General features: G+C 73.0%; 20 protein-coding genes. 8 read left to right on the top strand and 12 right to left on the bottom strand.

What is annotated here, in order from left to right; translation table 11 throughout:
* The first annotated feature begins 362 nt into the window (after window positions 1-362).
* From FRAAL_RS14335 to FRAAL_RS14345, 3 genes are all read left to right on the top strand, one after another.
* Window positions 363-899: a hypothetical protein gene (locus FRAAL_RS14335; protein ID WP_231861650.1), complete on the top strand. Its 537-nt coding sequence runs from the start codon at window positions 363-365 to the stop codon at window positions 897-899.
* 492 nt (window positions 900-1,391) lie between these two features.
* A complete protein-coding gene (locus FRAAL_RS14340) occupies window positions 1,392-2,087 on the top strand; it encodes a hypothetical protein (RefSeq protein WP_011604425.1) in 696 nt (231 codons plus the stop codon).
* Between the two features lie 326 nt (window positions 2,088-2,413).
* Window positions 2,414-3,649, top strand: coding sequence for an HAF repeat-containing protein (locus FRAAL_RS14345; RefSeq protein WP_041939321.1), 1,236 nt, complete (start codon window positions 2,414-2,416; stop codon window positions 3,647-3,649).
* Between the two features lie 219 nt (window positions 3,650-3,868).
* Here the strand turns inward: FRAAL_RS14345 and FRAAL_RS14350 are convergent, their stop codons facing one another.
* Both FRAAL_RS14350 and FRAAL_RS14355 read right to left on the bottom strand, forming a co-directional pair.
* Complete coding sequence (locus tag FRAAL_RS14350) at window positions 3,869-4,432, bottom strand: NADPH-dependent FMN reductase (RefSeq protein ID WP_011604428.1); 564 nt, start codon at window positions 4,430-4,432, stop codon at window positions 3,869-3,871.
* A 313-nt stretch (window positions 4,433-4,745) separates the two neighbouring features.
* The gene (locus FRAAL_RS14355) at window positions 4,746-5,546 is read right to left on the bottom strand and encodes a TauD/TfdA dioxygenase family protein (protein ID WP_011604430.1); all 801 of its coding nucleotides are present in this window, start codon (window positions 5,544-5,546) and stop codon (window positions 4,746-4,748) included.
* A gap of 875 nt (window positions 5,547-6,421) precedes the next feature.
* Here FRAAL_RS14355 and FRAAL_RS14360 point away from each other — a divergent pair.
* Entirely contained in the window at window positions 6,422-7,264 is an 843-nt protein-coding gene (locus FRAAL_RS14360) for an SGNH/GDSL hydrolase family protein (RefSeq protein ID WP_011604432.1), read from the top strand.
* Window positions 7,265-7,328: 64 nt separating this feature from the next.
* Here the strand turns inward: FRAAL_RS14360 and FRAAL_RS14365 are convergent, their stop codons facing one another.
* The 3 genes from FRAAL_RS14365 to FRAAL_RS35825 all read right to left on the bottom strand — a co-directional run bounded on the left by FRAAL_RS14365 (window position 7,329) and on the right by FRAAL_RS35825 (window position 10,837).
* On the bottom strand, window positions 7,329-8,372 hold the full coding sequence (locus tag FRAAL_RS14365) for an alpha/beta hydrolase (protein WP_041939322.1): 1,044 nt from the start codon (window positions 8,370-8,372) through the stop codon (window positions 7,329-7,331).
* A gap of 192 nt (window positions 8,373-8,564) precedes the next feature.
* Window positions 8,565-9,398 carry a class F sortase gene (locus FRAAL_RS30470; protein WP_050997124.1) on the bottom strand — a complete coding sequence of 278 codons (834 nt, stop codon included), beginning with the start codon at window positions 9,396-9,398 and terminating at the stop codon, window positions 8,565-8,567.
* The gene (locus tag FRAAL_RS35825) at window positions 9,395-10,837 is read right to left on the bottom strand and encodes a DUF4397 domain-containing protein (protein WP_308205979.1); all 1,443 of its coding nucleotides are present in this window, start codon (window positions 10,835-10,837) and stop codon (window positions 9,395-9,397) included. The genes FRAAL_RS30470 and FRAAL_RS35825 overlap by 4 nt, the downstream gene beginning before the upstream one ends.
* A 1,000-nt stretch (window positions 10,838-11,837) precedes the next feature.
* Here FRAAL_RS35825 and FRAAL_RS14380 point away from each other — a divergent pair.
* On the top strand, window positions 11,838-12,395 hold the full coding sequence (locus tag FRAAL_RS14380; protein WP_041940538.1) for a nuclear transport factor 2 family protein: 558 nt from the start codon (window positions 11,838-11,840) through the stop codon (window positions 12,393-12,395).
* Window positions 12,396-12,537: 142 nt separating this feature from the next.
* Here the strand turns inward: FRAAL_RS14380 and FRAAL_RS33015 are convergent, their stop codons facing one another.
* Together FRAAL_RS33015 and FRAAL_RS14385 are read right to left on the bottom strand one after the other, a co-directional pair.
* Complete coding sequence (locus FRAAL_RS33015) at window positions 12,538-12,711, bottom strand: hypothetical protein (RefSeq protein ID WP_011604438.1); 174 nt, start codon at window positions 12,709-12,711, stop codon at window positions 12,538-12,540.
* Entirely contained in the window at window positions 12,708-13,460 is a 753-nt protein-coding gene (locus FRAAL_RS14385; RefSeq protein WP_372667045.1) for a flavin reductase family protein, read from the bottom strand. The genes FRAAL_RS33015 and FRAAL_RS14385 overlap by 4 nt, the downstream gene beginning before the upstream one ends.
* Window positions 13,461-13,896: 436 nt before the next feature.
* Between FRAAL_RS14385 and FRAAL_RS14390 the strand changes: the two genes are divergently transcribed.
* On the top strand, window positions 13,897-15,981 hold the full coding sequence (locus tag FRAAL_RS14390; RefSeq protein ID WP_011604440.1) for a serine/threonine-protein kinase: 2,085 nt from the start codon (window positions 13,897-13,899) through the stop codon (window positions 15,979-15,981).
* Window positions 15,982-16,283: 302 nt separating this feature from the next.
* Here the strand turns inward: FRAAL_RS14390 and FRAAL_RS14395 are convergent, their stop codons facing one another.
* The 3 genes from FRAAL_RS14395 to FRAAL_RS14405 all read right to left on the bottom strand — a co-directional run bounded on the left by FRAAL_RS14395 (window position 16,284) and on the right by FRAAL_RS14405 (window position 18,406).
* On the bottom strand, window positions 16,284-17,435 hold the full coding sequence (locus FRAAL_RS14395) for a carboxylate-amine ligase (RefSeq protein WP_011604442.1): 1,152 nt from the start codon (window positions 17,433-17,435) through the stop codon (window positions 16,284-16,286).
* A 161-nt stretch (window positions 17,436-17,596) separates the two neighbouring features.
* Window positions 17,597-17,866 carry a hypothetical protein gene (locus FRAAL_RS33550; RefSeq protein ID WP_050997125.1) on the bottom strand — a complete coding sequence of 90 codons (270 nt, stop codon included), beginning with the start codon at window positions 17,864-17,866 and terminating at the stop codon, window positions 17,597-17,599.
* A 21-nt stretch (window positions 17,867-17,887) separates the two neighbouring features.
* Window positions 17,888-18,406, bottom strand: a complete 519-nt coding sequence (locus FRAAL_RS14405; protein WP_011604444.1) for a DUF6328 family protein — start codon at window positions 18,404-18,406, stop codon at window positions 17,888-17,890.
* A 508-nt stretch (window positions 18,407-18,914) separates the two neighbouring features.
* Here FRAAL_RS14405 and FRAAL_RS14410 point away from each other — a divergent pair.
* Together FRAAL_RS14410 and FRAAL_RS14415 are read left to right on the top strand one after the other, a co-directional pair.
* Window positions 18,915-21,134 (top strand): NADP-dependent isocitrate dehydrogenase, encoded by a 2,220-nt coding sequence (locus FRAAL_RS14410; protein ID WP_011604445.1) that lies wholly within the window; start codon window positions 18,915-18,917, stop codon window positions 21,132-21,134.
* Between the two features lie 121 nt (window positions 21,135-21,255).
* Window positions 21,256-22,095, top strand: coding sequence for a mycofactocin-coupled SDR family oxidoreductase (locus FRAAL_RS14415; protein WP_011604446.1), 840 nt, complete (start codon window positions 21,256-21,258; stop codon window positions 22,093-22,095).
* A 43-nt stretch (window positions 22,096-22,138) separates the two neighbouring features.
* Here the strand turns inward: FRAAL_RS14415 and FRAAL_RS35830 are convergent, their stop codons facing one another.
* The gene (locus FRAAL_RS35830; RefSeq protein ID WP_041939324.1) at window positions 22,139-22,870 is read right to left on the bottom strand and encodes a hypothetical protein; all 732 of its coding nucleotides are present in this window, start codon (window positions 22,868-22,870) and stop codon (window positions 22,139-22,141) included.
* A 1,434-nt stretch (window positions 22,871-24,304) separates the two neighbouring features.
* The gene (locus tag FRAAL_RS14425; RefSeq protein ID WP_011604452.1) at window positions 24,305-25,216 is read right to left on the bottom strand and encodes an LLM class F420-dependent oxidoreductase; all 912 of its coding nucleotides are present in this window, start codon (window positions 25,214-25,216) and stop codon (window positions 24,305-24,307) included.
* Window positions 25,217-25,218: the final 2 nt, after the last annotated feature.

Consider the following 25,218-nt stretch of genomic DNA (forward strand, 5'->3'; position numbering starts at 1 on the left):
GTCGGAGTTCTGGAGGGCCGCGTAGCGCGGTGACCGACCGCCTGGGAGCGGCTCTCTTCCGTCGCTTCAGGGGTGGCGATGTGGGGGCATTCCCTGGTGTCTGGCCGGGTACAATCCCGCGCATGGATCAGATGCCACCTGCTCGGCAGTCCCCACCGGGTTGCCTCGTTTCTCCGGCGCCGTCGTCTGCCGGCTAGCCGGGGATGAGCGACCTCCCGCGCCGGACGCGAGTGGACAAAGGGTCCATTCGACTCAATCGGCGTGACCTGTTCGCGCTGGAGTGGATCTACGATATGGCGGCCATCTTCGAATCGGACATCCCGCATCTACTGGATCCGAACAAGCCGATTACGAGGAACGCCGTGCGGGCGATCGTTCGCCGGTGGGAGAGCGCGGGCATCGTCCCGGCGGAGCATGCCCTCACCTACCAGGGTCGACTGGTGCAGCTCACGCCGGCCGGGACCCGCCTGGTCATCCGGGCCGATCTCGACACCGGGCCGGCCGCTGACCACGCCGCCATGGGAGTCATCCACCAGGCCCTCGTGGCGCGGGCCCGGCTGCGGATCGAGGTGCGTGGCGTGGCGGGCGCGCGCGTGCTCGGCTGGGTGAGCGCCCGCCGGTGGCAGGTGGAGAACGTGGCGATGGTGCGGGCCGCCGGGCCTGATCCCGATGGTCTGGTCTGCCTGGATGACGGCACGGTCGGGGTGGTTCAGGTCTGTCACACGGTCGTGGAGGTCCAGCGGATCCAGCCCTTCCTGGCTGAGCTCGCGCTCCGATATCCTGTGGTCCTGGTGGTGATTCCGGAGGATCTTCTGCCGAGGACCGAGGGCGTTCTCTCCCGTGAACGTCGCGATCGGCGAGGTCGCGCCGGCGACAGCCTGCAGATCGTCGCCATCTGACTCCCGGAGCCCTCGGCCGGGCCGGCCGAGGCTCGCTTCCTCCCGCACTCACTGCCGCACTCGCTCTCGCACTCCCGGGGTCGTGACCGCGTCGGTTTCGCGCGGCCGGGCCACGCTCGACCGCGGAGGCGGGACCGGCGGGACCGGCGGGCGCGCGCACCGTGGCCGGATCCGACGTTCGACCGGACCGTCCTTCTTGGGTGAGAGTCCAATTCTGGGTGGATACGTTCTTGCTGGGCGGACCCCGGCAGGGCGGTGACCAGGCAATCTACAGACACTGTCCCAGCCGTGTGTCTCATTCAATGAATTGCCTCTCGTGCAGCGCTTCCCGGTGCCCCGAGGGGCGGGTGGGGAAGCTCATTCCAAGGCGCTGGTTCAGGTATAGTCACGGCTATGAACCGGAAATCACAACCGTCTTGCAAGCCCCCTCCTGGCGGGGTCGACTTTCTGCCCCCATCGCCGCCTCCACCGCCGCTCGCCGGCTAACCGCATATGGCCGACATCCAGCGTCGGACCAGGGCGGACAAGGGGTCCATCCGGCTCAACCGGCGTGACCTGTTCGCGCTGGAGTGGATCTACGATATGGTGGCCATCTTCGAATCGGACATCCCGCATCTCCTGGATCCGCAGCGACTAATCACAAGGAACGCCGTGCGGGCGGTCGTGCGGCGGTGGGAAAGCGCGGGCATCGTCCACGCGGAGCACGCGCTCACCTATCAGGGACGACTCGTCCACCTCACGCCGACCGGGGTGCACCTGGTCATCCGGGCCGATCTGGACACCGTGCCCATCGCCGTCTCCCATCCCATGGGCGTCATCCACCAGGCACTGGTGGCCAGGGCCCGGCTGCGGATCGAGGAGGAGGGCGTGGTGGGCACGCAGGTGCGCGGCTGGGTGAGCGCTCGTCAGTGGCACGTGGAGAACATGGACGCGGTCAGGCCCGGCGTGCCCGTCCCCGACGGGCTGGTCCTGTTGGACGGCGGCGTGGTCGGCGTGGTCCAGCTCGGTCACACGGTGGTCGAGATCCAGCGGCTCCAGCCCTTCCTGGTCAAGCTTGAACTCCAGTATCCGATGGTTCTGCTGGTGATACCGCAGGATCTTCTGGCAAGGGCGGAGCAACTGCTCTTCAGTGAGCGGACGGTTCGTCGGGAGGGTGCCGGAGACGCCCTGCGAATCGTAACCATCTAGGCCGCGATGTCCGCAGTCCGCCCACTCCGAGGGGGAATGGCGACGATTCATGCCGACGGCGGCCGGGTGCGCTACCGCCTCCTACGGCCAACCAGCGCCCGGTTAAAGTCTGGTCAGCGAGATGTTATCGCTGCTCCGAATTCTCTCGATCTCCCGGAAACGGACCCGGCTCCAGGGTCCGGGGTCGTGTCGCTGCCGGCCGTCTGATCGTCCCGATGGGATAGTGCCGACCCGGAGGGCGGGTCGGGAAAGCGCGGGGGATCGCTGAACGCGACGCCGTCCACGCATCGACGGTTACGTCGCCGACAGGCTTGAAGGGAACCCGGGTGGAAAATCGACGCGCGTTCGTACAGGCAGGCCTCCTGTCAGCTCTGACGCCCGCCCTGCCGGTCAGCCGGATCCGGAACAGCTTTCCTTCGAGGCTGCGGTCCGGCGCGGTCCTCGACGGAGTCGCCGGCCGCGGCGGCGGGCCCGCGACGCTCCCCGCGCAGCCGTCCGCACGGGAGCGGACCGGCCCACAGGCGCTGGCCGCCACAGCCATCCCCGACCCCACCGGTGTGGGACCCGGCCAGGTGGTCTGCGGGAACGTCGACGGCCTGGTGGCGGGCTTCTGGCAGCGCTCGGCGTTCGAGGTCGGCGGCTTCGTCTGGCGGGCCGGCGTGCTGCGGGTGCTGCCGCAGAGCAGCCGCCCCACCGCGATCAACGAGTCGGGCGTCGTCGTCGGCGATCTCGTCAGCCACTACACCCGGCAGGCGTTCCGCTGGGCCCACGGCCGTCACCAGCCGCTGGGCTACCTCGGCGGGACCGACGAGCTGGGCGGCCGGTGGAGCCAGGCCGCGGGCGTCGACGCCCGCGGGCGGATCGTGGGTACCTCCAGCGTCGCGGGCGGCGACCGGCACGCCTACCTCTGGGCGGACAATGTCATGACCGACCTGGGGACGCTCGGCGGGCCGTCGAGCGAGGGCGTGGCCGTCAACGACCATGGGCAGGTCTGCGGAACCAGTGCGACGGCGACCGGTCAAAACCATGCCTTCGTCTGGTCGGACGGGCGCATCCACGACGTCGGCACCCTCGGCGGAGGTTGGAGCCGGGCGGTGGGGCTGAACGCCCGCGGCCAGGTGGCGGGGACGAGTGAGACTGTCGGCGGGGGCAGTCGGGCATTTCTGTGGGAGCGCGGGGTGCTGCGTGATCTGGGCGTTCTTTCCGGCGACCAGCAGAGTGAGGCGGTCGGCATCAACGACAACGGCGAAATCCTGGTGCGCAGCATCGGAACGGAGATCAACGCGTTCGTCTGGAGCCGGGGCCGGCGCACTCGGATCACGGGTTTCGGACTGCGCGTCGATCCGGGTGGCATCAGTGCGCGGGGATATGTCTGCGCGACCGCGCTCAACACCGCCGGCAACGACCACGCCATCCGCTGGTACCAGGGAACCACCACCGATCTCGGCACGCTCGGCGGCGACTACAGTTTCGCCGCGGCGATCACCGGGGCTCAGACGGTGGTGGGAAGCTCGGCGGTCGCCGGGGCCTTCGTGCCCCAGGCCGTGATCTGGACGCTGTGATGTCCCGTGGTCGGCGATGGCGCGGTCACTCGGCCGCGCAAGGGCGCCCGGCCGGCCGGTCCGGGGGCGACGGACCCCGACCGTGTCGTCCGCCGCGGCGCGCGCAACGGACCGTGGCGCGGTGCCGCTGGAGCAGGCGGCGATCGACGTAGACCCCGTGGCGGGGTCGCGGTCAGGGATGGCTCCGATAGCTCCGGTGGCTCCGGTGGCTCCGGTGGCTCAGGCGGCGTAGGGGGCGGTGGCGCGGGCGTGGCGCAGGGCCCGGCCCCACCAGCCGAGCCGGTCGAGCAGACGGGTGGCGGCGGCGTACGCCGGCGAGCCCGCCCCGCCCGCCGGGCCGTCCGCGGTGAAGTCGTCGGCGTTCGGGCCGTGGAAGCTGACGCCGTCGCGGACGGTGACGGCGTGCTGCTCGGCGAAGACGGCCCGCAGGTGTTCGACGGCCCGCAGGCCGCCACTCACCCCGCCGTAGGAGACGAACCCGACCGGCTTGGCGAACCACTCCTCGCGGTAGGTGTCGATGACGGTCTTCAGCGCCGCGGGGTAGCTGTGGTTGTACTCGGGGGTGACGACGACGAACCCGTCCGCGGCGGCGAGGCGCTGCCCGAGCTCGCGGACGAGCCGCTCGGGCGGCGAACCGGGGGCGGCGGCCATGTCGGCGGGCAACGGGAAGGCGGCCAGGTCGAGGACGTCGAGGTGGATGTCGTCACGGTCACGGGCGTGGCCGGCGAACCAGCCGGCGACCGCCGGCCCCAGCCGTCCCGCCCGCACGCTGCCGACGATCACGGCGAGCGCGAGCGGCCGGGCGGCGTCGTCGGTGGGTGCCGGGGCGGTGGTCGACGTGGTGGTGGGAGCCGGGGCGGTTGCTGTTGGGGCGGCTGACGTCGGGGCGGCCGACGTCGGGGCGATCGGCGGCGTCGAGGGTGGCATCGGGTGGGTCTCCTCCGGGCGTCGCGTCGGGTGCCGCGGTGGTCATCCGATCACGTGTACCCAGCCTGGATGCTGAACCCGACTTCATGTCAAGGCGCCGATCCGCGCGATCCCCGCGATCCGCGCGATCCCCGCGATCCGCGCGATCCCCGCGGTCCGCCCGGGGTGGTCACGGGTGCAGCGTGGCGAGGCAGATCCGCACGAGGTGGCGGGTGTCGGGATCGTGTTCTCCGGTGCCGCTGTGCAGGACGGCCAGGTTGTCCCACAGCACGATCGTCCCCGGCGTCCAGTGCAGGCGGATCTGGTGTTCCGGGCGCAGGTACGCGGCGCGCAGCTCGGCCACCAGCGCGTCACTGTCGTCCGGGCTCATCCCGAGGATCAGCGGGCTGTCCCAGTCCGGCAGGTTGATGTAGAGGTAGTGCTCGCCGGTGTGCGGGTGCCGGCGGACCAGCCGGTGCGCGACGACGGGGCGTTCGTCGTCGGGGCCGCGCACCACCCCGCGGCCGTGGGTGACGTACCGGCCGGTCGCCAGCGCGCGCAGCTCGGGGGTCAGCGCCTGGTAGGCGGCCACGCCGCTGGCCCACAGGGTGTCGTTGCCCTCGGCCGGCACGCGCACGGCCCGCAGGACCGTGGCCACCGGCGGTGCGGGCAGGCTGCTGGCGTCGAAGTGCCAGCCGACGCTGCCGCCGTGGACCTCGTGAACGCCGGGGCGGGCCGGCTCCGGGTCGACGACGCTGGTGAACACCAGGATCTGGCCGAACGCCTCGGCGAACGCGACGTGACCGGCGGTGTCCAGCGCCTGATCCCGGAAGACCAACACCCCGTGTTCAAAGAGAAGTGTACGGAGCAGCGCGCGCCGTTCCGGGGTCAGATCCGTTCGGAGGTCGATTCCGCCGACTTCCGCGCCGAACCTCGGTGACAGGGGGAGGATGGTGAGGTCGGCGACCGTCGACGAATTCTGTGAGGTCATTGCATCCGTCCGCGGGAGTGGGGCGTGGATGGAGGGATGGGCGCCGGTCGGCCGCCGCAGGGCAGGGCAGGGCAGGGCGGGGTCCGGGGTGTGCCAGATTCGGGATGGGCTGGATCCGATGGTGTCCGTGTCCGTGTTCGTGTCCGCGGCAGGTGGTGGGCCGTGGCCGGTGTTGGGTCGGACCTGGTGAGGGTCGGCGCCGAGCGCCGGCCGAGCGCCGAGCGCAGGCCGATGATCCGGCAGAACGGCCGCAGCAGCCGGGGTCACCGCAGCAGCCGGGGTGGCCGGGTCGCCGAGGTCGCCGGCGCCGAGGCGGCACGTTCGTCGCCGCTCACGGGCTCGCCGGTCCGTACGCGGTATCTGGACCGGATCCGCGTGCCCCGCCCGGGCGGGCGTTTCCGCCGCGAGAGGGATGAGGGAAGCAAACCATATCTGTCCGGAGGCAGGGGATCGATTCTCCGTTACGGCTTGGTAAACAGCGTCGTGTGGTCGTCTCGGGTATTCCGCGGGCAGGCGTGGTGACCTTCGTCGCCCCGCTGCGCGGCGGGGCGACGGCGGCGGAGGATCGGGGGCCGGGGACGGCGTTCGCCCAATCGGAAGTACCTCTCCGGCGCTGCGCCGCACTGGTGGGCGGTGCTGGCGGATCGGCTGGCGGTGACGACTGCCGTGGGTAAAATCTGGGCCTGCCCGCGGCACGCTGTCCGCCGTCCGCGTCGCGTTCGCCGAGCACGGCCCGCGGGACGTCGCCGGCCTCGCGTCGCGGGTCCGTTCGACCCGCCGGTGACGAGCGTCGCCGGTCGGGCGGGCACGGGCGCCGCGGGCGGGGATCGATCGCCGGGGGACGTGCCACCCGTCGGTGGCCGGAGGGGGGAGCGATGATCGGGCGAGGCCGGTTGCTGCTGTCGGCGGGGGCCGCGGGCAGCGGCGCGTTCGTGGGGGCGGGCGTCGGGGTGTGGCGTCTGGCGCTGTACCAGGGCGGCGCGGCCGACGGCCGGGTGCGGCCGCTGACCACCCCCGCGCCGCCGGTGCGCGAGTACTACGGCAACCCCACGCATCCGCCGTTCACCCTCGGGATCCTCGGCGACTCCAGCGCCCAGGGCACCGGCGTGCACGACTACGACGACACCCTCGGCGGCTGGCTGGCCCGCGCCCTCGGTGACGGCGTCGGTGACGGGGGCGGCCGGCACGTGCGCGTCGTCAGCGCCGCCCGCGACGGCGCCCGGGCCGAGCATCTCGCCGCCCAGGTCGCCCGGGTCGCCCCCGCGGCGCCCGACCTGGCCGTCATCTCGATCGGCGTCAACGACATCCGCAACCGGACCTCCCCGGCGGCCGCCGCCCGCCACCTCGCCGGCGCCGTCACCGACCTGCGCCGCGGCGGTGCCCGGGTGATCGTGGGCACCACGCCCGACCTGAGCGTCATCTCCGCCGTCCGCTCGCCGCTGCGCGAGGTCCTCTGGCTGTTGGGCCTGCTGCTCGAACGGGCGCAGACGCCGGCGGTCGCCGCGGCCGGCGGCACGCCGGTGACCCTGCGGACCGCCGTGTCACGGCGCTTCGGCGCGGACCCGACCCTGTTCGCCCCCGACGGCCTGCACGCCTCCGCGCGGGGCAACGCCCTCATCGGCTCCCACCTGCTCGCCGCCTACCGGGCGGCGAGCACACCGCCGTCGCGGGACCGGACGCGGCCTGGACGGGTGGGGCCTGTCCACTCGCGGCCGTAGGAGATCTCCGCGGGCCCAGACCGTGCAGAACGCACCGCGACCGGGGCCGCCCGCGTGCGAACGGCTAGGCGTCGATCGCGGTGAGCAGGGTGGGCAGGGAGGCGTCGAGCTCGCGCGACCAGTAGGGCCAGGTGTGCACGCCGGGGCTGTAGAAGTGCGTCGTGAGCAGCGGATCGCCGCTCGCCCCGGGGTGCGCGGCGACGTAGGCGTCGGCGAGGTGCTGGGCGACCGCCTGGCTCTGGGTGTTCGTGGTCGTCTCCAGGTTGACCAGGCCGGGGTCGTCGTCGTCCGGGCCCGGGGTGCCGTCCCCGGAGGAGATGTAGACCGGGATGGACGCCAGGTTGTCGACCAGGTAGTACGGGTCGTGCTGCTGCCAGGTCGCCGCCCCGGACGTGGTCGTCGGGTCGCCCCACAGGGCGTTGATGTCCTTCCCGGATCCCGCCAGGAGCATCTGGAAGCCCTGAGGGTCGCCGAAGGGGTGGGCGACGCCGCTGTAGGCGGCCACGGCCTTGAAGTCGCCGGGGTGGCGGCCCGCGTAGGACAGCGCGCCGAATCCGCCCATCGACAGGCCGGCGATCGCCCGGTCGGAGCCGGCCCGGTAGTTGCGTTCGAGGAGCTGGCGCAGCTCGACGGTGTGGAAGGTCTCCCAGCGGGCCGGGTCGCCGACCCAGTCGCTGTACCACCCGGCGCTGCCGCCGTCGGGCATGGCGACGATCACGTTGCGGCCGGCGGTCCGGCTCTCGACGTCGGTGTTCTCCGACCAGTCGGTGTGGTCGGAGGCCATGTCGCTGCTGCTCGCCCCGCCGTGCAGCAGGTACAGCACCGGCCAGGTCCGGTCGGGCTGGGTGTCGTAGGAGGTCGGCAGCAGCAGGCGCACGGACTCGTCGGCGTTCATGGCCGTCGAGTGGATCGTGACGTCGACCAGGCGCGCGTCGCCGGCCACGGGGGAGGTGACACAGGTGATCGACGATCCGTCGTCGCTGCTGGTCCCCGTCGCCGGGCACGTCGCCGCCCGTGCCGGGGCGCCCCCGACCGTCAGGCCGACCAGCGTGCTCACCGCGATCATCGAGGGCAGCAGGATCCGCCGTCTCCACATCCGCGTTCTCATGGGCGAGACACTAGGGATTCGTCCGTTTACGCACAATTTTTGCGGGTATGCGCCGAGTAAGGCCAGGTCCAGGATGCGTGACCCGGCGGCGTCCGGCGTGGGGCGGAGCGACCAGCGTGTGATGGAGCGGGCCTGCGCCCGTCCGGGCGTGCCACCCGGCCACCCGGCCACCCGGGCAGCCGGTAAGCCGGCTCAGACGGGAAGTGCCAGGACGATCAGGTTGTCGCGGTAGCTGTGTGTGGTCGTGTTGAACGCGCCGCCGCAGGTGATGAGGGCCAGGCGGGGCGGGCCGTCCGTCCGGAAGACACCCGTGTCCGCCAACCTGGTCTTCACGACGTGCCGGCGGGTCACCACCCGGTAGTCGTGCTTCGTGCCGTCGGCGCTGGTGATCTCGACCAGGGCCCCTGTCTCGACCCGGCTGAGCGGGTAGAGGGCGCCGGGGCGGCCGTTGTAGTCCACGTGCCCGGCGAGCACGACCGTCCCCGAGGACGCGCCCGGGGCCGCGCCTCCCGCCCACCATCCCAGTATCGCCGGGTCGACCGGCACGTTGAGCGCGCGCGTGGTCGCGTTGACGGAGGCCACCGTCACCGGCGCCGAGATGCCCAGGCTCGCCGCGGCGACGGCCGTCGGCCGGCGTTGTTGGACCGTCTGGGCATCGGTGAACGGCGACGGCGCCGCGGTCCCCGCCGCGGCGCCCGTTCGGGTGGAACTCGCGAACGCCGCCGCCCCCGGGGAGGCGGCCGGCGTCGCACCCGCGGCGAGCGAACCGACGTCGGCGGGGGGTCTCGACGCCACCCATCCGGCCATGCCACTGCCGCCGACGACGCCGGCGACCGTCGCCGTGACCACCAGCAGGCGGCGGCCACGGCGACGTCGACGGGTCCGCGCCAGCCGGGTGCCCGGCGACCTGGGCCGATCCGGCCCGCCCGGCACCGGCTCCTGGCCCGCGGCCGGCGCGGCCGGTCCGTCCGTGTCGTCCTCGGACGGCGGACCGGCGGTCGCCGTTCGTCGGCGATGTTCGATCATCCCTGTCGGCGGGCCAGCCACGCTCGGCGGCGCTGCCACCCGAACAGGACCCCGGCCGACCCGACCGCGAGGCCGAGCGCGCCGATGGCCAGCACGGGCGGGTGATCGTCATCCGCGGCCAGCCCGCTGTTGCCGGCGTTGACCGACGTGGGCGAGTTCGCGGCCTGGTGGGACAGCCAGCTGTAGGAGCCGGGGCCACCGACGATGTACAGGTTGGTGGTCGACCCGGGCTTGGTCGGCACCGTCTGGGCCGGCACCAGCGGCTTGCCCGTGGTGTCGGTCACCGTGACCGTGTGCGACCCCCCCGACCCTGGCGTGCCCCCGCCTGGCGTGCCGCCGCCCGGCGTACCTCCACCGGGCGTCCCCCCGCCTGGGGTGCCCCCGCCGGGAACGCCGCCACCTGGGGTGCCGCCACCGGGAACGCCGCCACCTGGGGTGCCGCCGCCGGGAACGCCGCCACCGGGAACGCCGCCACCTGGGGTGCCGCCGCCGGGAACGCCGCCACCGGGAACGCCGCCACCTGGGGTGCCGCCGCCGGGAACGCCGCCACCGGGAACGCCACCGCCTGGCGTGCCGCCGCCGGGAACGCCGCCACCTGGGGTTCCGCCACCGGGAACGCCACCGCCTGGGGTGCCTCCACCGGGAACGCCGCCACCGGGAACGCCACCGCCTGGCGTGCCGCCGCCGGGAACGCCGCCGACACCGGGCACGCAGGGGATGCCGTTGGGCTTGTCGGTGACCGGCTTGTCGGTGACGCAGGGCACGCCGCCGACTCCGGGCACGCCGCCGACTCCGGGCACGCCGCCGGCTCCGGGCACGCCCCCGGCTCCGGGCACGCCGCCGACGCAGGGGAGGTCGTCCTTCGTCTTGTCGGTGGTGACGCAGGGCACGTCCACGCCTCCGACACCCGGAGTGCCGACACCCGGTACGCCGACGACGGGCGGACCGACGTAGACGCAGGGCAGGCCGTCCTTGGTCTTGCCGGTGATGAGGCAGGTGACGCCGTTGACGGCGACCTCGGGCGAGACGGGAGGGAAGAGGTGGACGACCTGACCGGCGCTCGGTACGTCGCCGACGTACTTGCCGTCGATCTTGATCTGGCCGCTCGTCAGCGCCGCGACGTCGCGGACGACGATCGCCGACGTGTTGGCCGGCCAGTTCTTGCTGGTGCTGTCGTCGTAGACCCGCGCAAGGGGCTTGCCCGCCGCGTCGAGACCCACGGCGACCGAGAGCCGGGTGCCCGGGCGGACGGCGACGTCGGTCGCGACCGGCGTCGCCGCGCTCGCCGCCTGACCGACAGGCCGGATCTCGACGCGATGGTCCCCGGCGACCAGCGGCGTCGGCGCCGCCACCTGTTTGGCCACGAGGTCCTTGATGAGGGTCTGCCCGTCCATGGTGACGTCCGCCTTCATATCCGGCAGCCCCTGAACCAGCGTCACCAGTCCGGCATCCTTGTTCGGCGTTGGGGTCGCTGACGCCACGCCGGGCAGACCCAACGTCAGACATCCCGTCGCCGCCACGGCGCCGATCGTTCGAGCGCCCGCTCTCAGATGAGAGCGTGTGATCCATTGCATTACTTTGAGCTCCCGGCAACGTCATCCAGAAATCTGGGCATTTGCACCTTACCGCGGTGGGCTCGGGACGAAGATTGGGCTCCCCGCCTGCTTCGACTCGAGAAGATGCACACGCGTGCAGACGGCGTCGCTCGGAGTGCGGGACGGGGTCGACGGCACGTACTTCGTCCGCCGTCCGAGGCAAAACACCAGTTCAGAGAGGGTAAGGCGAGATCGCCGACGAACGGGGTACCCCGCGGTGGGGAGCGATACGAAGGACGTCCGGGGCGACCCTCGGGCAGAACTGCGATCGAAGTCGCGCCCTTGGTGGCGCAACCTTCGTCAGCGTGAAGGCGTGTCAAGGGCCGTCCGCACGGGTCGAACGGAGCCCTTTCGGGCTTCAATCAACGAGTTTCTCGGATTTCGGCCCGTCACGGTGCGCGGTGCGCAGGTTGTTGGTCCGCCATGGACCTAGGGGTGAAGATTGAAAGTGGCTACCGGAAAGAGCTCACGGAAAGGGTGTAGCCCGTTTGCGCCACCCTCCGCCGGCCAGGGAAAAGGGGATGGCAGGTGAGGACGGCTGCCGGCGCTTCCGACGGTGGTGCCCGGCCGGGCCTGCCGAGGGCCCCCGAACGGGTGGGTCGCCCTGCGTGGGGCAGAAGGACCCGCCGGCCGGTCAACCTCCGTGCCAGCACGGTGATCAGGGCAGCACGGCGCCGTCGCGGAGGAGTTCGCCGTGGTGAGCCGGTTCGACCGGGCCCGGCAGCAGGGGGAGTGGGCGTTCGACCGCGTCCTGTGGGGTCGGCGCCCGGCGTATCGTTTCGTGGCGGCGATCACATCGACGGACGGTCGGGGCCGGCCGGCCGGCGCGAAGAGGAGACACCGGATGTCCTTCGCTCCCGCGGATCCCCTCGAGCCCGTCGACGTCGTCGAGCGCTGGCAGCGCGCAGGGGAGGCCCTCGACAGTGCCGCGGCGGCGGCCTGCCTGGCCGATGACGTCGTCGTCATCTCGCCGCTGACCGCGGCGTTCCGCTTCCGCGGGCGGGCGCGGGCGCAGGAGATGCTGCACGCCGCCTTCGACGTCATCGACGCGATCGAGTACCACACCGTCGTCACCGACCCAGACGGCCGGACGCGGGCGCTGTTCTACCGTGGCCGCTGCGGACGCCAGGAGTTCGAGGAGGCGCAGTTGCTCCGCCTCGACGCCGAGGACCGCATCGCCGAGGTGACCCTGTTCGGTCGCCCGCTGCCGGGGCTCACCGCCGTGATGGCCAGGATCGGCCCGGAGCTGGTCCGCGAGCACCGCCCGGCGTTGGCCGTCCTGTTCACGCTGGCCACCCGCCCGTTGGCCGCGCTCACGGCCCTCGGGGAGCGCCGGCTGGTACCCCTGGCGGATCCGGACCGGCGCGGCCGGAAGGATCGGACCTCGGGAACCACAAGATAATCAACGCTGTTGACGAATCGCCGGCGACCTCGAAAAGATCATGAAGGCGAGCTGGCGGCCATCGGAGAGACGAAGGGCGCGGGGTGGGAGGGGTGATGCCCTCCCACCCCGCGCCCGGGGCCGTGCTGGTGGTGCCGCGCGATCAGTACCGCGGGTTGCGGTCGGGATGCGCGGCCCGCTCCCGGCGCCGCAGCCGGAACCGTCGCACGTCGCCCCTGATGCGTTCCAGGATCTTCATCGGGAATCCCTCCTCGTCGGCGTCCGGTGCCTCGTGCGTGCCGGTTGTGTGCCCGTCGACGGGGAGACAAACCGTCATCGCCCGCCCTTTGTGGACGTGGTTCGACCCGGCCGGACCGGGCGAGCCGCCTGACGTGCGCGGATGCCCAGGTCGCCGTCGTCCGTGGCGGGCGGGCCGCCGACGCTCCTGCCGCTGCCGCTCCCTCCGCCGCTCCCGCCGCCGCCGTCTCCTCGGCCGCCGGCGGCGGCACCGACGAACGTGCCATAGCCGCCGTCGTGGTAGACCAGCGGCGCGACGGACCGCCCCGCCCGGCTCTCGACCACTTCGGCCACCACCAGCCAGTGGTCGCCCGCGGGGATCCGCTGTCGGATCCGGCAGCGCAGCCAGACCGCGGCGTCGATCAGCAGCGGTTCCCCGGTGCCCAGCGGGCGCCATCGTGTCGGCGCGGCGAACCGGTCGGCGCCCGGCGCCGCGAACCGGGCGGCCAGGTCATGCTGGTCGTGCGCGAGCAGGTGCACGACCAGGGTGTCCGCCGCGTGCAGTGCCGGGACGATCGACGAGCCCGCCGCCAGGGACAGCGACACCAGCGGCGGGCTCTGCGACAGCGACGCCACCGACGTCGCCGTGAACCCCACCGGGCCCTGCGCGCCGTTCATCGTCACGATCGTCACCCCGGCGGCGTGACGCCGGAAAGCGCGGCGCAACGCGGTCGCCGCAGCTTGATCCGCCGCAGCTTGATCCGCCGCGGCGGGGACCAGGGCGGCGGAGGCCGGGGGCGGCGCAGGGCGGGGCGGCGCAGGGCGGGACGGCGCGGGCCGCGGCGGCACGTGCTTCGGCATGGCCTCCACCCTGCTGCACGGGCGCGCCGCTGTACAACGCCCGGACGGCGCGCCAGCGCGGTGCCAGCGCACGACCAGGTCGTCGTCCCGCCGTCATCGCCGCCGCCGACCGGACATCTCGGTGTCTGTGCGTGATCGGTGGGGTGCGGGCATGCTCCGTCCGGGCCCCGTGCCGCAGCACCGATGGGCACCCGGTGCGCTGGCCCGCCCAGCCGGACGGGACGGTTTGCGCCGCGACGGGGGCCTCCCGTCAGGGCCGAAGGCGGTGGCCGCCTGGCCTCGGCGGTGCCGGCCCGGGCCCGACCTGACCGGGGCTGTGGGATTGTGGGCGAACTCTGCGCGCCATTTCCCCCATCTTTCCGGTTTCCACGTCAGAGGATGGGTAGAGCGGAGAAATCCTCACGATCAGGGGGCTGTGCGAGCGATGGCGACCGATCGCGCCACGGGCCAGGAACGTCGGCTCGCCGGTCGCTACCGGCTCGGGCGGGTGCTCGGCAGCGGCGGCGGCGGCGTCGTCCGCGAGGGCGAGGACACCCTGCTGCGCCGTCGGGTGGCCATCAAGGAGGTCCGGCGACCGGCGGTGGCGTCCCCGGCCGAGCGGGCGGTGCTCAGCGAACGGGTGCTGCGCGAGGCCCGCGCCGCGGCCCGGCTGCGTCACCCCGGCCTGGTGACGGTCTACGACGTCCTCGACACCGACGACCACACGTGGATCGTCATGGAGTACGTCGACGGCACCTCGCTCGCCGAGCTCATCCGCGCCGCCGGGCGGCTGCCCGCGCTGGAGGTGGCCCGCATCGGCGTCAGCCTCGCCTACGCCCTGGAGGCCGCCCACCGCGGCGGTGTCGTGCATCGCGACGTCAAGCCCGGCAACGTCCTGGTCACCAACGACGGGCAGGCGCGGCTCACCGACTTCGGCATCGCCGTCACCGAGGGGGACGCGACCCTGACCGAGGCGGGGACGCTCGTCGGCTCGCCCGCCTACATCGCCCCCGAGCGGGCCCGCGGCGCCCGCGTCGGCGCCGCCGGGGACGTGTGGGGGCTCGGCGCGACCTTGTTCACGGCGGTCGAGGGGGTGCCGCCGTTTCAGGGCGAGGGCCCCCTGGCCATCCTCGCGGCCGTGGTGGAGGACCGGCGTCGGCCGTTCCAGCACAGCGGCCCCCTGCGCGGGATCCTCACCGAGCTGCTCGACTCCGATCCGGCGCGGCGGCCGTCGCTCGCCGAGGCCCGTGGCCGGCTCCGCGAGATCGCCGACCGGCTGGAGGAGACCGACCACACCCTCGACGGCACGCTCGTGGAGATCCCGCAGCTTGGCCCGGACGGCCCGGATGGCGCGAACGGCCTGGGGGGCGCGGCCCCGCCGCCGGCGTCGAACGTGAGTCCGGCCGCGCCCCCCTCCGCAGCCGGTACACCGGCCCCCACCGGCCGGCCTGGTCTCGCGGATCGGCCTGACGGCGCCGACCAGCCCGGCCCGGTCGGGCCGGCTGGTCTCGACGCTGGGGCGAGCTGGGCTGCCCGGCCCGGCTCCGCGGGCGAGCCCGGCCAGGCCGCTGCGGCGGGTCCGGCCGCCGCCTCCGAAGGCGGCGGGCTCGATGCAGCCGGGTCCGGCGCCGGCGGCCGGGTCGATGCGGCCGGGTCCGGGGCCGCCGGCGGGCTCGATGCGGCCGCGTCCGGCGGGGACCGGGCTGCGCCGCGCCGGGACCCGGCCGCGCCACGTGACCACCCGGACGGGCCGGCGCGTCGGCGGCGGATCGCGGTGCTCGCCGGGGTCGCGGCCGTGGTGATCGCCGCCGTGGCGATCGTGCTCGGCCTGGTCCTCGCGGGCGGTGGCTCACCCGGATCCCCGGTGGCTGCCGCCACGACATCGCCGGCCACCGCCGCCCCGACGCCTGCACCGCGCAGCTCGGCGACGGCCACGGCAGGGTCGAAGCCGTCCCCGACGACGTCGCCGTCCGCAACCGGCCCGACGCCGGCGGGCACGCCGTCCGCGCCGTCCACCGCCTCGCCCGCCGTGTCGTCGGCCGGCGACAACCTCGGCGCCCTCATCCCGGACACGACCGACCCCGCGGAGGCACCCGACGGGTACACCACCCACCGGGACAGCAGCGGATGGTCGGCCGCGCTACCCGCCGGCTGGCGGACCTCCGAGCGCGGCAACGGGCGGGTGATCACCACCGCGCCGTCCGGCTACCCGGACCTGCTCATCGAGGTGCAGGCGAAGGCGGGTCCCTCCGCCATCGGCGCCTGGCACGACCAGGAACCCGCGGTCCGCGGGAGCTCCGCCGGCTACCGCCGCCTGTCCATCCGGCCCGCGGACGGCGGCGCCGGGACCAGCGCCGCGATCTGGGAGTTCACGTTCACCTCCGGCGGGCAGACCATCCACGTCCTCGACTTCGGCGTCGTCCGCAACGGGCACGGCTACGGGCTGCGTTGGCGCGTGCCCGAGCAGGGCTGGGACGCCGCCCTCGGCCAGATGCGTACGATTTTCGCCTCGTTCCGCCCCGGCCCCTGAACCCGGGCCCTGACCGTTCCCCGAGCCCGGGAGCGCGCGTCCACATGCGCTCTGTGGCGTGCGGAGGCACGCGACCTCGATGATCACGCGGTTCCGCGGAACCGTTCCGCGCGTGGGCTCGGACTCTGCCCGGAGGGCGGGTCCGGGTCACGTCGACGACTACGTTCCGTGACCGGTAGGGGGGCGGGGGCGGGGGCGCGCAGGGGGAGGGGGCTACCGGGTCCTTGGGCGTGGATAAACCAGATCACAGGCGGACGCACGACCCAGAGCCCCGAGCCCTGGGTTCTGAGCCGTCGCGTGGGTCAGGGGGAGGCCATGGTGGTGGTCTCGCGGATCACGAGGTCGACGACGTCGTCGATGCGGCCGCGGCGGGCGTAGGCGGCGCGCTGGCGGTCCGCGCCGGTGCCCCGGGCGAACAGGTTGTCGACGAGGGCGGCGACCGCGTCACCGTCGCCGGTCGCCGACAGTTCCGGGCCCACCCACTCCACGAACCGGTCGACCAGCGCCCGGGCGGGGACGAGCTCGCCGCGTTCGAGGTCGACGAGCTCACCGGACACCCCGTGGCGCGACGCCCGCCAGCCCGCGGCGCGCAGCAGCTCCGGGCGCACGGTCGGGACCGGCTCGCCCGCCGCCCACTGGCGCGCCGCCGTCGCCACCAGCGCCCGGGCCAGCGCGGCGAGCAGGACGCTGTCGTCGACGGACAGGCAGACGTCGGCCACCCGCAGCTCCAGGGTCGGGTAGTGGTGCGACAGCCGGACGTCGAAGTAGATCATTCCGTCGTCCATCGCGGCGCCGGTGCGGATCAGCAGGTCGACGACGCGGTCGTACTCCGCCGGTGAACCGAACGCGCCGGTGGCGCCGGCGGTGGGCCAACGCTGCCACACCTGGGTGCGGTAGCTGGCGTAGCCGCTGTCCGCCCCCTGCCAGAACGGCGAGTTCGCGGTCATCGCGACCAGCACGGACAGCCATGGCCGCAGCCGGTCGAGCGCGCCCACGGCCTCCTGGCGGGAGTGCACCGCCACGTGCACGTGGCAGCCGCAGGTGAGCTGCTCGCGGGCGGTGAGCCCGAACTCCCCGCGCATCCGCTCGTAGCGCGGCTTCGGGGTGATGGTCGGCCGGGTCGGCGTGGGGCAGGTCGCGGTGGCGGCGAGGGCCACCCCCGCCGCCTCGGCGGCCCGCGCCGCCGCGCGACGCAGCCCCACCAGCGATCCGCGCAGCCCGGCGAGGCTGGTGTGCGGGGCCGAGCCGCTCTCGACCTGCTCGCGGGTCAGCTCGACGTCGAGATCACCGTCGAGATCCCCGTCGGGATCCGCGCCGCCCGGCGGCCCGCCGGCGCCGTCGCGGTCCCCCCGGGCCAGCACCCGCGAGGCGGCGGCGCGCACCGCGTGCCGGTCGGGGTCGACGAGGACGAACTCCTCCTCGACTCCTACCGTCCGTACACCCTCGGTCGTCATTGCTGCTTGTTTCCCCGGCCATACCTGCGAAAACGCCGGCGGCAGGCGGCAGGCGGCAGGCGGCAGGCGGCCTGCCGCCGGGCCGTCACCCGCGCCGCCGAGGCCGCCACCGGCCCGCTCGGCGTCACCCGCGCCGCCGCCATCGCCGGCCCTGCTCGGAGTCAGTCGTCGCAGTCGTCGTGACCGCTGCCGGACCCGTGCGGCGCCGCCCGCCCGCCGCCGCCCCCGTGCCCGCCGCTGCCTTCGTGCCCGCCGCTGCCCCCGTGCCCGCCGCCCCCTCCGCCGTGGCCGCCCCCTCCGCCGCCGTGGCCGCCGCCTCCGCCACGTGCGAGCACGACGGGAGCGGCCGCGCAGGCGGAATCCTGACAGGCCACCACGCCCCCGGTGAGGAGCGCGACAGCGAGGGCGAGGGTCATCAGGCCCTTGCGCATAGGTTCAGTCCTCCGTGTGCGTCAGTCCTCCGTGCCCGACCGGGTGATCAACGCCGGGATCGCCGCCCACAGCACCGCCAGGACGACCAGGGTGGCGCTCGCGGCGACCGCGGCCGTGGTCCGGCCCTTGGTGACGTCGAAGATCAGCAGGACCACCCCGGAGATCGCCAGGGCCAGCACGGCGAGCCCGACCTGGGCGAGCCGGTTGGCGATCTGGACCAGCGTCTCCTTCTCCCGCCGGCGGAACAGGGCGCGGTGCAGGCTCACCGGCATGATCAACAATCCGGTGGCCGTGATCGACAGCAGTACGATCGCGAGGTAGAGCCACTCCTGACCGTCGGTGAGGTCGGCGAAGCGGTTCTGGAACGGCAAGGCCAGCAGGAAGGCGGTCAGCAGCTGCACGCCCGTCTGGGCCACCCGCAGCTCCTGCAGGATGTCGGCCCAGTTGCGGTTGCGGCGCTCCTGTGCGGACTCCGGGTCCTCCTGGTCGGCGCGCCGGCCCGGGCCGGACGGGTCGGAGATGTCGGTGCTGGCGGTCATGGCGGACGATCTACCCCGTTGGCCCCGCCCCACACGAACCGGCCGGTCGGCCGCGTGATCCTGCCCGAGGCGGCCGTCCACGGATTTTCCGGATGAACTGTGTCACACCAGATGGGGGGTCGAGAATCGGCAGCCCGCGTGCTCGCCTCGTTGCCCGCGACGGGCACCCACGGGTGGCACCGGCCCGGCCGGACCGCCACGAAGGCGGCCACCCGGGGCCAGGTTGCCGCAGGCCGGCCGTCCGGGAGCACACCCGCGCGAACCGGGTGCCGTAGAATCCCGGCGGCGACTCGCCGACCCTCTCGGTGTCGATTCCGCGTTCGAACTCGATCGACGCGCTCCACCTGCGCGCCGGCCATGGCGTGCCCGGCCACGGCCCTGATCGTGACCACAGCGGCGCCGGCTCGTCGACGAGCACCCGCCCACACCCATCGCTGTGATCACGGTGGCGGGTCCCGGCGCGGCATATCTTGATACCCAGACGGAGTAGACGTGAAGCGGAGTCTCGGTGACTGATTCGACGATCATCTATACCCACACGGACGAGGCCCCGGCCCTGGCCACGTACTCGTTCCTGCCGGTGGTGCAGGCGTACGCGGCGACGGCCGGCGTCCCGGTGGAGAGCCGCGACATCTCCCTCGCGGGGCGGATCATCGCCAGCTTCCCCGAGCATCTCGAACCCGGGCAGCGCATCGACGACGCGCTCGCCGAGCTCGGTGAGCTGGCGAAGACCCCCGGGGCGAACATCATCAAGCTGCCGAACATCTCGGCGTCGATCCCGCAGCTCAAGGCGGCGGTCGCCGAGCTGCAGCAGCAGGGCTACGCGTTGCCGGACTACCCCGACGACCCGCGTACCGACGCCGAGCGCGACATCCGCGCCCGCTACGACAGGATCAAGGGCAGCGCCGTCAACCCGGTGCTGCGCGAGGGCAACTCCGACCGTCGCGCCCCCGCCTCGGTGAAGGCCTACGCCCGCGCGCACCCGCACCGGATGGGCGCGTGGAGCGCCGAGTCGAAGACGAACGTCGCCACCATGGGCGCCGACGACTTCCGCTCCACCGAGAAGTCCGTGATCCTGCCCGCGGACGACACCCTGCGGATCGAGCTGGTGGGCGACGACGGCAGCACCAGCGTCCTGCTGCCCGCCCTGCCGGTGCTCGCCGGCGAGGTCATCGACGCCGCCGTCCTGCGGGTCGCCGCGCTGCGCGAGTTCCTCACCGCGCAGATCGCCCGGGCGAAGGCCGAGGGAGTGCTGTTCTCCCTGCACCTCAAGGCCACGATGATGAAGGTCTCCGACCCGATCATCTTCGGCCACGGGGTCCGCGCCTTCTTCCCGAGGACGTTCGCCACCTACGGCCAGGTACTCGCGGCCGCCGGGCTGACCCCGAACGACGGCCTCGGCGGCATCCTCAAGGGCCTCGACGCGCTGCCCGACGGCGCGGCGATCAGGGCGTCGTTCGAGGCCGAGCTCGCCGAGGGCCCGGCCCTGGCGATGGTCGACTCCGACCGCGGCATCACCAACCTGCACGTACCGAGCGACATCATCGTCGACGCCTCCATGCCGGCGATGATCCGCACCTCCGGCCACATGTGGGGCCCGGACGGCGCCGAGGCCGACACCCTCGCCGTGCTGCCGGACTCCAGCTACGCCGGCATCTACCAGGTCGTCATCGACGACTGCCGCGCGCACGGCGCCTACGACCCGGCGACGATGGGCTCGGTGCCCAACGTCGGCCTCATGGCGCAGAAGGCCGAGGAGTACGGCAGCCACGACAAGACCTTCGAGATCGCCACCACCGGCACCGTCCGCGTGGTCAACGCCGCCGGCGAGGCCGTGCTGGAGCAGGCTGTCAGCGCCGGCGACATCTTCCGCGCCTGCCAGACGAAGGACGCCCCCATCCGGGACTGGGTGAAGCTCGCCGTCACCCGCGCCCGCGCCACCGGCGACCCGGCGGTGTTCTGGCTGGACGCCGCCCGCGCCCACGACGCCCGCCTGATCGAGAAGGTCCAGGCCTACCTGCCCGAGTACGACACGGCCGGCCTCACGATCGAGATCAAAGCGCCGGTCGACGCGATCGCGTTCTCGCTGCAGCGGATCCGCCGCGGCGAGAACACCATCTCCGTCACCGGCAACGTGCTGCGCGACTACCTCACCGACCTGTTCCCCATCCTGGAGCTCGGCACGAGCGCCAAGATGCTCTCGGTGGTCCCGCTGATGAACGGCGGCGGCCTGTTCGAGACCGGCGCCGGCGGCTCCGCGCCCAAGCACGTCCAGCAGCTCGTCAAGGAGAACTACCTGCGCTGGGACAGCCTCGGTGAGTTCCTCGCGCTCGCGGTGAGCTTCGAGCAGTTCGCCCTGTCCACCGGCAACTCCCGGGCGAAGGTCCTCGCCGACACCCTCGACCGGGCGACCGCCACGTTCCTCAACGAGGACAAGTCCCCGGCGCGGCGCGTCGGCGGCATCGACAACCGCGGCAGCCACTTCTACCTGTCCCTGTACTGGGCGCAGGAGCTGGCCGCCCAGACCGACGACGCCGCCCTGGCCGAGGCCTTCGCCCCCCTGGCGAAGACCCTCACCGACCAGGAGCAGACCATCGCCGAGGAGCTGCTCGCCGTGCAGGGCAACCCGGCCGACATCGGCGGCTACTACCAGCCCGACCCGGTGAAGGCCACCGAGATCATGCGCCCCTCGAAGAGCTTCAACGAGGCCCTCGCGCTGCTCGGCTGACCCTGGGCCACCCCGGCCGCAGCCGTTCGCAACGGCGCACGTCCCCCACCCGCCTCGCAGCACGGCGGGCGGGGGACGTGGTATTTCTGACGGATGGGTCACGTCGGGAGGAAGTGCGGCGATGGGTCGGGTTGAGGGCAAGGTTGCGCTCGTCACGGGCGCGGCCCGCGGGCAGGGACGATCCCACGCCGTGCGGCTCGCGCAGGAGGGCGCCGATCTGATCCTGCTCGACGTCCTCGAGGACCTGCCGACGCTCGACTACCCCCTGGGGACCGGAGACGATCTGGCCGAGACGGTGGCGGCGGTCGAGGCCGCGGGCCGGCGGGTGGTGTGGGACAAGGCCGACGTCCGGGACTTCGACGCCGTGGCGGACCTGGTGGCGCGCGGGGTCGCCGAGCTCGGCGGGCTGGACGTCGTGTCGGCCAACGCCGGGATCTCCCCCCGGCTGGCGAAGCTCTGGGAGATCACGGCGCAGGAGTGGGACGACCAGATCGCCGTCAACCTGACCGGGGTGTTCAACACGATCCGCGCGGTCGTCCCGCCGATGATCGCCGCCGGCCGCGGCGGGGCCATCGTGCTCACGAGCTCGGGGGCGGGCCTGGCCGGGATCCCGCACCTCGGCGCCTACAACGCGAGCAAGCACGGCGTCGTGGGCCTGGCCCTGACCCTCGCCAACGAGCTGGCCCGCCATGACATCCGCGTGAACGCCCTGTGCCCCGGGACCGTGGGCACGCCGATGGTGACCGAGAACCGGTCCCAGCACCGCTTCTTCCGACCCGACCTCGAGGCCCCGGGCCTGGCGGAGACCAAGGCGACGCTGGCGAAGGTCTCGCCGCTCGGTCGTCCCTGGATCGAACCGATCGACGTGACCAACGCACTGCTGTGGCTGGTCAGCGACGAGGGCCGCTACGTCACCGGCGTCGCCCTGCCCATCGACCAGGGCACGCACAACCGCACCTAGCTAGCCGGCCGCCAGCCGGGCCCGTCCGCGCTCGGCGGGCGGGTCAGTGGGTGGACGCGCCGGTGGACGACGGCGGGGCAGGGGTCGGCTGCTGCGCGGAGTCGCCGCGGCACCGCTCGGGCTTGTGGCACTGGGGTACCACGAACGGCGACGCCGGCGGGTAGGTGACCACCAGCCCCGGTCCCCCCGAGTTGGCGTTGGGTCCCGCCTTGCGCTGGGGCAGGTTCTCGCCCGGACTGTTGGCGCCGTAGAAGGTCCGACTGATCCCCTGGGGCGAGCCGGCGCCAGCCCCGCCAGTGCCAGCTCCGCCGGTGCCGGCGGCCGCGGGTGGCGCGGCGCCGCCCCGACCGGCCGGGACCGCAGACGGCGGGATCCGCGCCGGCTCGGCGGCCCGCGGCGCCGTTGTGCCCGCTCCGGCGCTGCCGGCGGCAGGGGCGCCGTGCGCCGCGCCGCCCGCGCCGGGGACAGAGAGCCCGGTCGCCGTGGCGGACACCGCCTCCCCCTGCCGTGCACCGGTCGTCCCCACTCCGGCCGTCCCCGCACCGGCCGTTCCCGCACCGCTGGTTCCCGCGCCGCCCATCCCGGCCCCGACGCGGTCGACCGACGCCGAGGGGGAGGCCGTCGCCGAGGGGGAGGCCGCAGGCCGCCCGCTCGGCTCCCCGCCAGCGACCGAACCTCCGCAGCCCGCCAGGCCGACGGTGAGGACAGCGGCGGCGACAACGGTCCGCCGCACCCGTCGCCTGGTCACCCGTTCGGCCCGCAGCTGAAGCTTCACCCACCTCGGCTTCCGCTGGGGGGCTCCCCTCCCTGCGCCAGCGCCGCCGTACGACAGCCGATCGACCGGAACCCCCTGGACGTCGCCCCATCCGAGCAGCGAGTCCCGTCCGAGCGCGGAATCCCGTCCGAGCAGCGACGCGCTCCCATCCACCACAGCCTCACCTCTAAGCCGATCACCGGTCTGCCGCCTCTGCGGACATATAGGAAGAACCTTCTCACTCCACCCTTTCCGGGCCGTCAAGGACTCTCCGCCGGCCACCGCGCAGACCGATAGTCGCCAGCCCGCTGGCGCTGCCGTCCGGCGAGGTGGCGGTCAGATGATGCCGAGGCCGACCACGGTTCGAGGCCCGAGGTTCTGCCCCACCGCCGCGACTCCTGGTGCTCGGTGGAATCAATCGATCTGAATGCTGGTTGGGTGCGGGAGCGGGGTCCCCGTTTTTCGAGTATCACCATGGCGGACGTGAGGCGCCTGAGTTACGGACTTGTCGGCCCCGTGCAGAGATACGCCCCGACCGTCTATCGCTCCCGTGGGGAACAGTGGCTCGCGATGAACGCCCGAGAGGTGCGATCGGGCTGAGGCGGCTGAAATTCGGGGGGTACGGATCCAGAGCGGAGACCGGGCTGGCGCGGTGCAGTAAGGAAGGGCGCGTGTTCCGGTCGAACGAGTGGACTGCCCTTGGAGAAGACCACAAGAATGGTCTATCCAAGAAGGATGGGTTCTACCTCAACCATCGAATGCCGATCGGCATGGAATCGGGGATGACGTGGGATCCCGCGCGCCCGTCTATTACCAGTACAAACGCGGAGAGTGCATTACCTATTGCTTCTTCTATGTCTTCAACAATGTGACTGCCGGAAAGTTGACGGCGTTGGATCACGAAGGTGACTGGGAGCGGATCTGGAGCAAGCTGGACGGGCGCGACCAGGCGACCGCCGTCGCCTACTCCCAGCACGATGGCGCCTGCCAGCTCTCCTGGAACAAGGCTCCCAAAAGAGGGATGGTCGTATCGTCGCCTTCAGCGCATTGGATACCCACGCGAACTATCCGACCGCGGGTCTCCTCACGGGGCCGGATCGGCGTGATGTCACCACCATGGGTGAACGGTGGAACACCTACGCGCATCTGGTGGACGCGGGTCAGCAACCCTGGTTCGGTTACCGCGGTGCGTGGGGAGAGGTTGGCACCACCCATTTCGCCAATGCGCCGGCGGGGCCCGGGGGCCGCGCGGCCGACTACCCGGACCCGGCTCCTCCGACCTGCTGATCGAGGCCGACACCGGCACCGGGAGTGCGGACGTCCTGCGTCAGGCAGATGCCGCCCAGGCCTTCCTGGGCGGCATCCCTGACCGGACGGCGGCTCAGACCGACCGTCTCGACCGGCCCGTCCGGTCGAGACGACGCGCGTCCCGGGGCCAGCGTCAGGATCGGGGGGTCAGAGGTAGGTGGCGCCGAAGGTCTCGATGAACTCGAGCGACTCCTTGGGTGACCCGCCCGGCGCCGAGATGATCAGGTTGGTGACGCCGGCGTCGGCGAGGGTCTGGAACGCCTCGCGGTGACGGTCGGCCTCGTGGTCGGGGCGGTTGATGGTGGCGTCGAGATAGGCCGGGGCGATGTCGAGCTGCGATGCGCGCTCGCCGGCCAGGTCCCGCAGTTCGCGGATCTTCGCGGCCATGGCCTCGGTGGTCGCGAGCTGGGCGGTCCTGGTGGTGGTGAACAGCTCCGCCGGCCCCCCGAGCGGCATCCACCCCTGCACCTTCTGCGCGACCCGGCGCAGGGTCAGCTTGGAGTTGCCACCGATCCAAATCGGGATCGGGTCCTGCACCGGCCGGGGCCGGGCGATCACGTCACGCGCCGTGAAGTGCTTGCCCTGGTAGCTGAACGGCTCGCCCTTCCAGTGCAGCGGCAGCACCTCGAGGGCCTCGTCGAACAGCTCGTTGCGCTCGTCGAAGTCGACGCCGAGGGCGAAGAACTCGGCCTTCAGGTAGCCGGTGCCGACGCCGAGGGTGAGGCGGCCGTGGGAGATCTTGTCCAGGGTCGCGGCGGACTTCGCCAGCAGGAACGGGTTGCGGTAGGGCACCACGGCCAGATAGGTCAGCAACCGCAGCCGGGTGGTGACCGCGGCCGCGGCGCTGAGCGCGACGAACGGATCGAGCGACTGGTGGCCACCTGAGGCAAGCCAGCGGGCGCCGGGGATCGGATGCTCGGTGAAGGCGAACCCGTGGAAACCGGCGGCCTCGGCGGCGACGGCGAGCTCGCCCACGTCACCGGCGTCCAGCAGGTCAGCCTCGGTGCCGTTGGTCTCGGGATACTGGTACACGAACCGCAACGTGTGCTCCTCGTCCAATC

The organism is Frankia alni ACN14a (assembly GCF_000058485.1).
Lineage (GTDB): Bacteria > Actinomycetota > Actinomycetes > Frankiales > Frankiaceae > Frankia > Frankia alni.

Excerpts from the sequence above, each read along its gene's own strand:
- FRAAL_RS14340 (WP_011604425.1), top strand. The coding sequence starts at position 1,392 with ATGGCCGACATCCAGCGTCGGACCAGGGCGGACAAGGGGTCCATCCGG.
- FRAAL_RS14355 (WP_011604430.1), bottom strand. The coding sequence starts at position 5,546 with ATGACCTCACAGAATTCGTCGACGGTCGCCGACCTCACCATCCTCCCC.
- FRAAL_RS14360 (WP_011604432.1), top strand. The coding sequence starts at position 6,422 with ATGATCGGGCGAGGCCGGTTGCTGCTGTCGGCGGGGGCCGCGGGCAGC.
- FRAAL_RS14365 (WP_041939322.1), bottom strand. The coding sequence starts at position 8,372 with ATGAGAACGCGGATGTGGAGACGGCGGATCCTGCTGCCCTCGATGATC.
- FRAAL_RS30470 (WP_050997124.1), bottom strand. The coding sequence starts at position 9,398 with ATGATCGAACATCGCCGACGAACGGCGACCGCCGGTCCGCCGTCCGAG.
- FRAAL_RS14380 (WP_041940538.1), top strand. The coding sequence starts at position 11,838 with ATGTCCTTCGCTCCCGCGGATCCCCTCGAGCCCGTCGACGTCGTCGAG.
- FRAAL_RS33015 (WP_011604438.1), bottom strand. The coding sequence starts at position 12,711 with ATGACGGTTTGTCTCCCCGTCGACGGGCACACAACCGGCACGCACGAG.
- FRAAL_RS14390 (WP_011604440.1), top strand. The coding sequence starts at position 13,897 with ATGGCGACCGATCGCGCCACGGGCCAGGAACGTCGGCTCGCCGGTCGC.
- FRAAL_RS14395 (WP_011604442.1), bottom strand. The coding sequence starts at position 17,435 with ATGACGACCGAGGGTGTACGGACGGTAGGAGTCGAGGAGGAGTTCGTC.
- FRAAL_RS33550 (WP_050997125.1), bottom strand. The coding sequence starts at position 17,866 with ATGCGCAAGGGCCTGATGACCCTCGCCCTCGCTGTCGCGCTCCTCACC.
- FRAAL_RS14405 (WP_011604444.1), bottom strand. The coding sequence starts at position 18,406 with ATGACCGCCAGCACCGACATCTCCGACCCGTCCGGCCCGGGCCGGCGC.
- FRAAL_RS14415 (WP_011604446.1), top strand. The coding sequence starts at position 21,256 with ATGGGTCGGGTTGAGGGCAAGGTTGCGCTCGTCACGGGCGCGGCCCGC.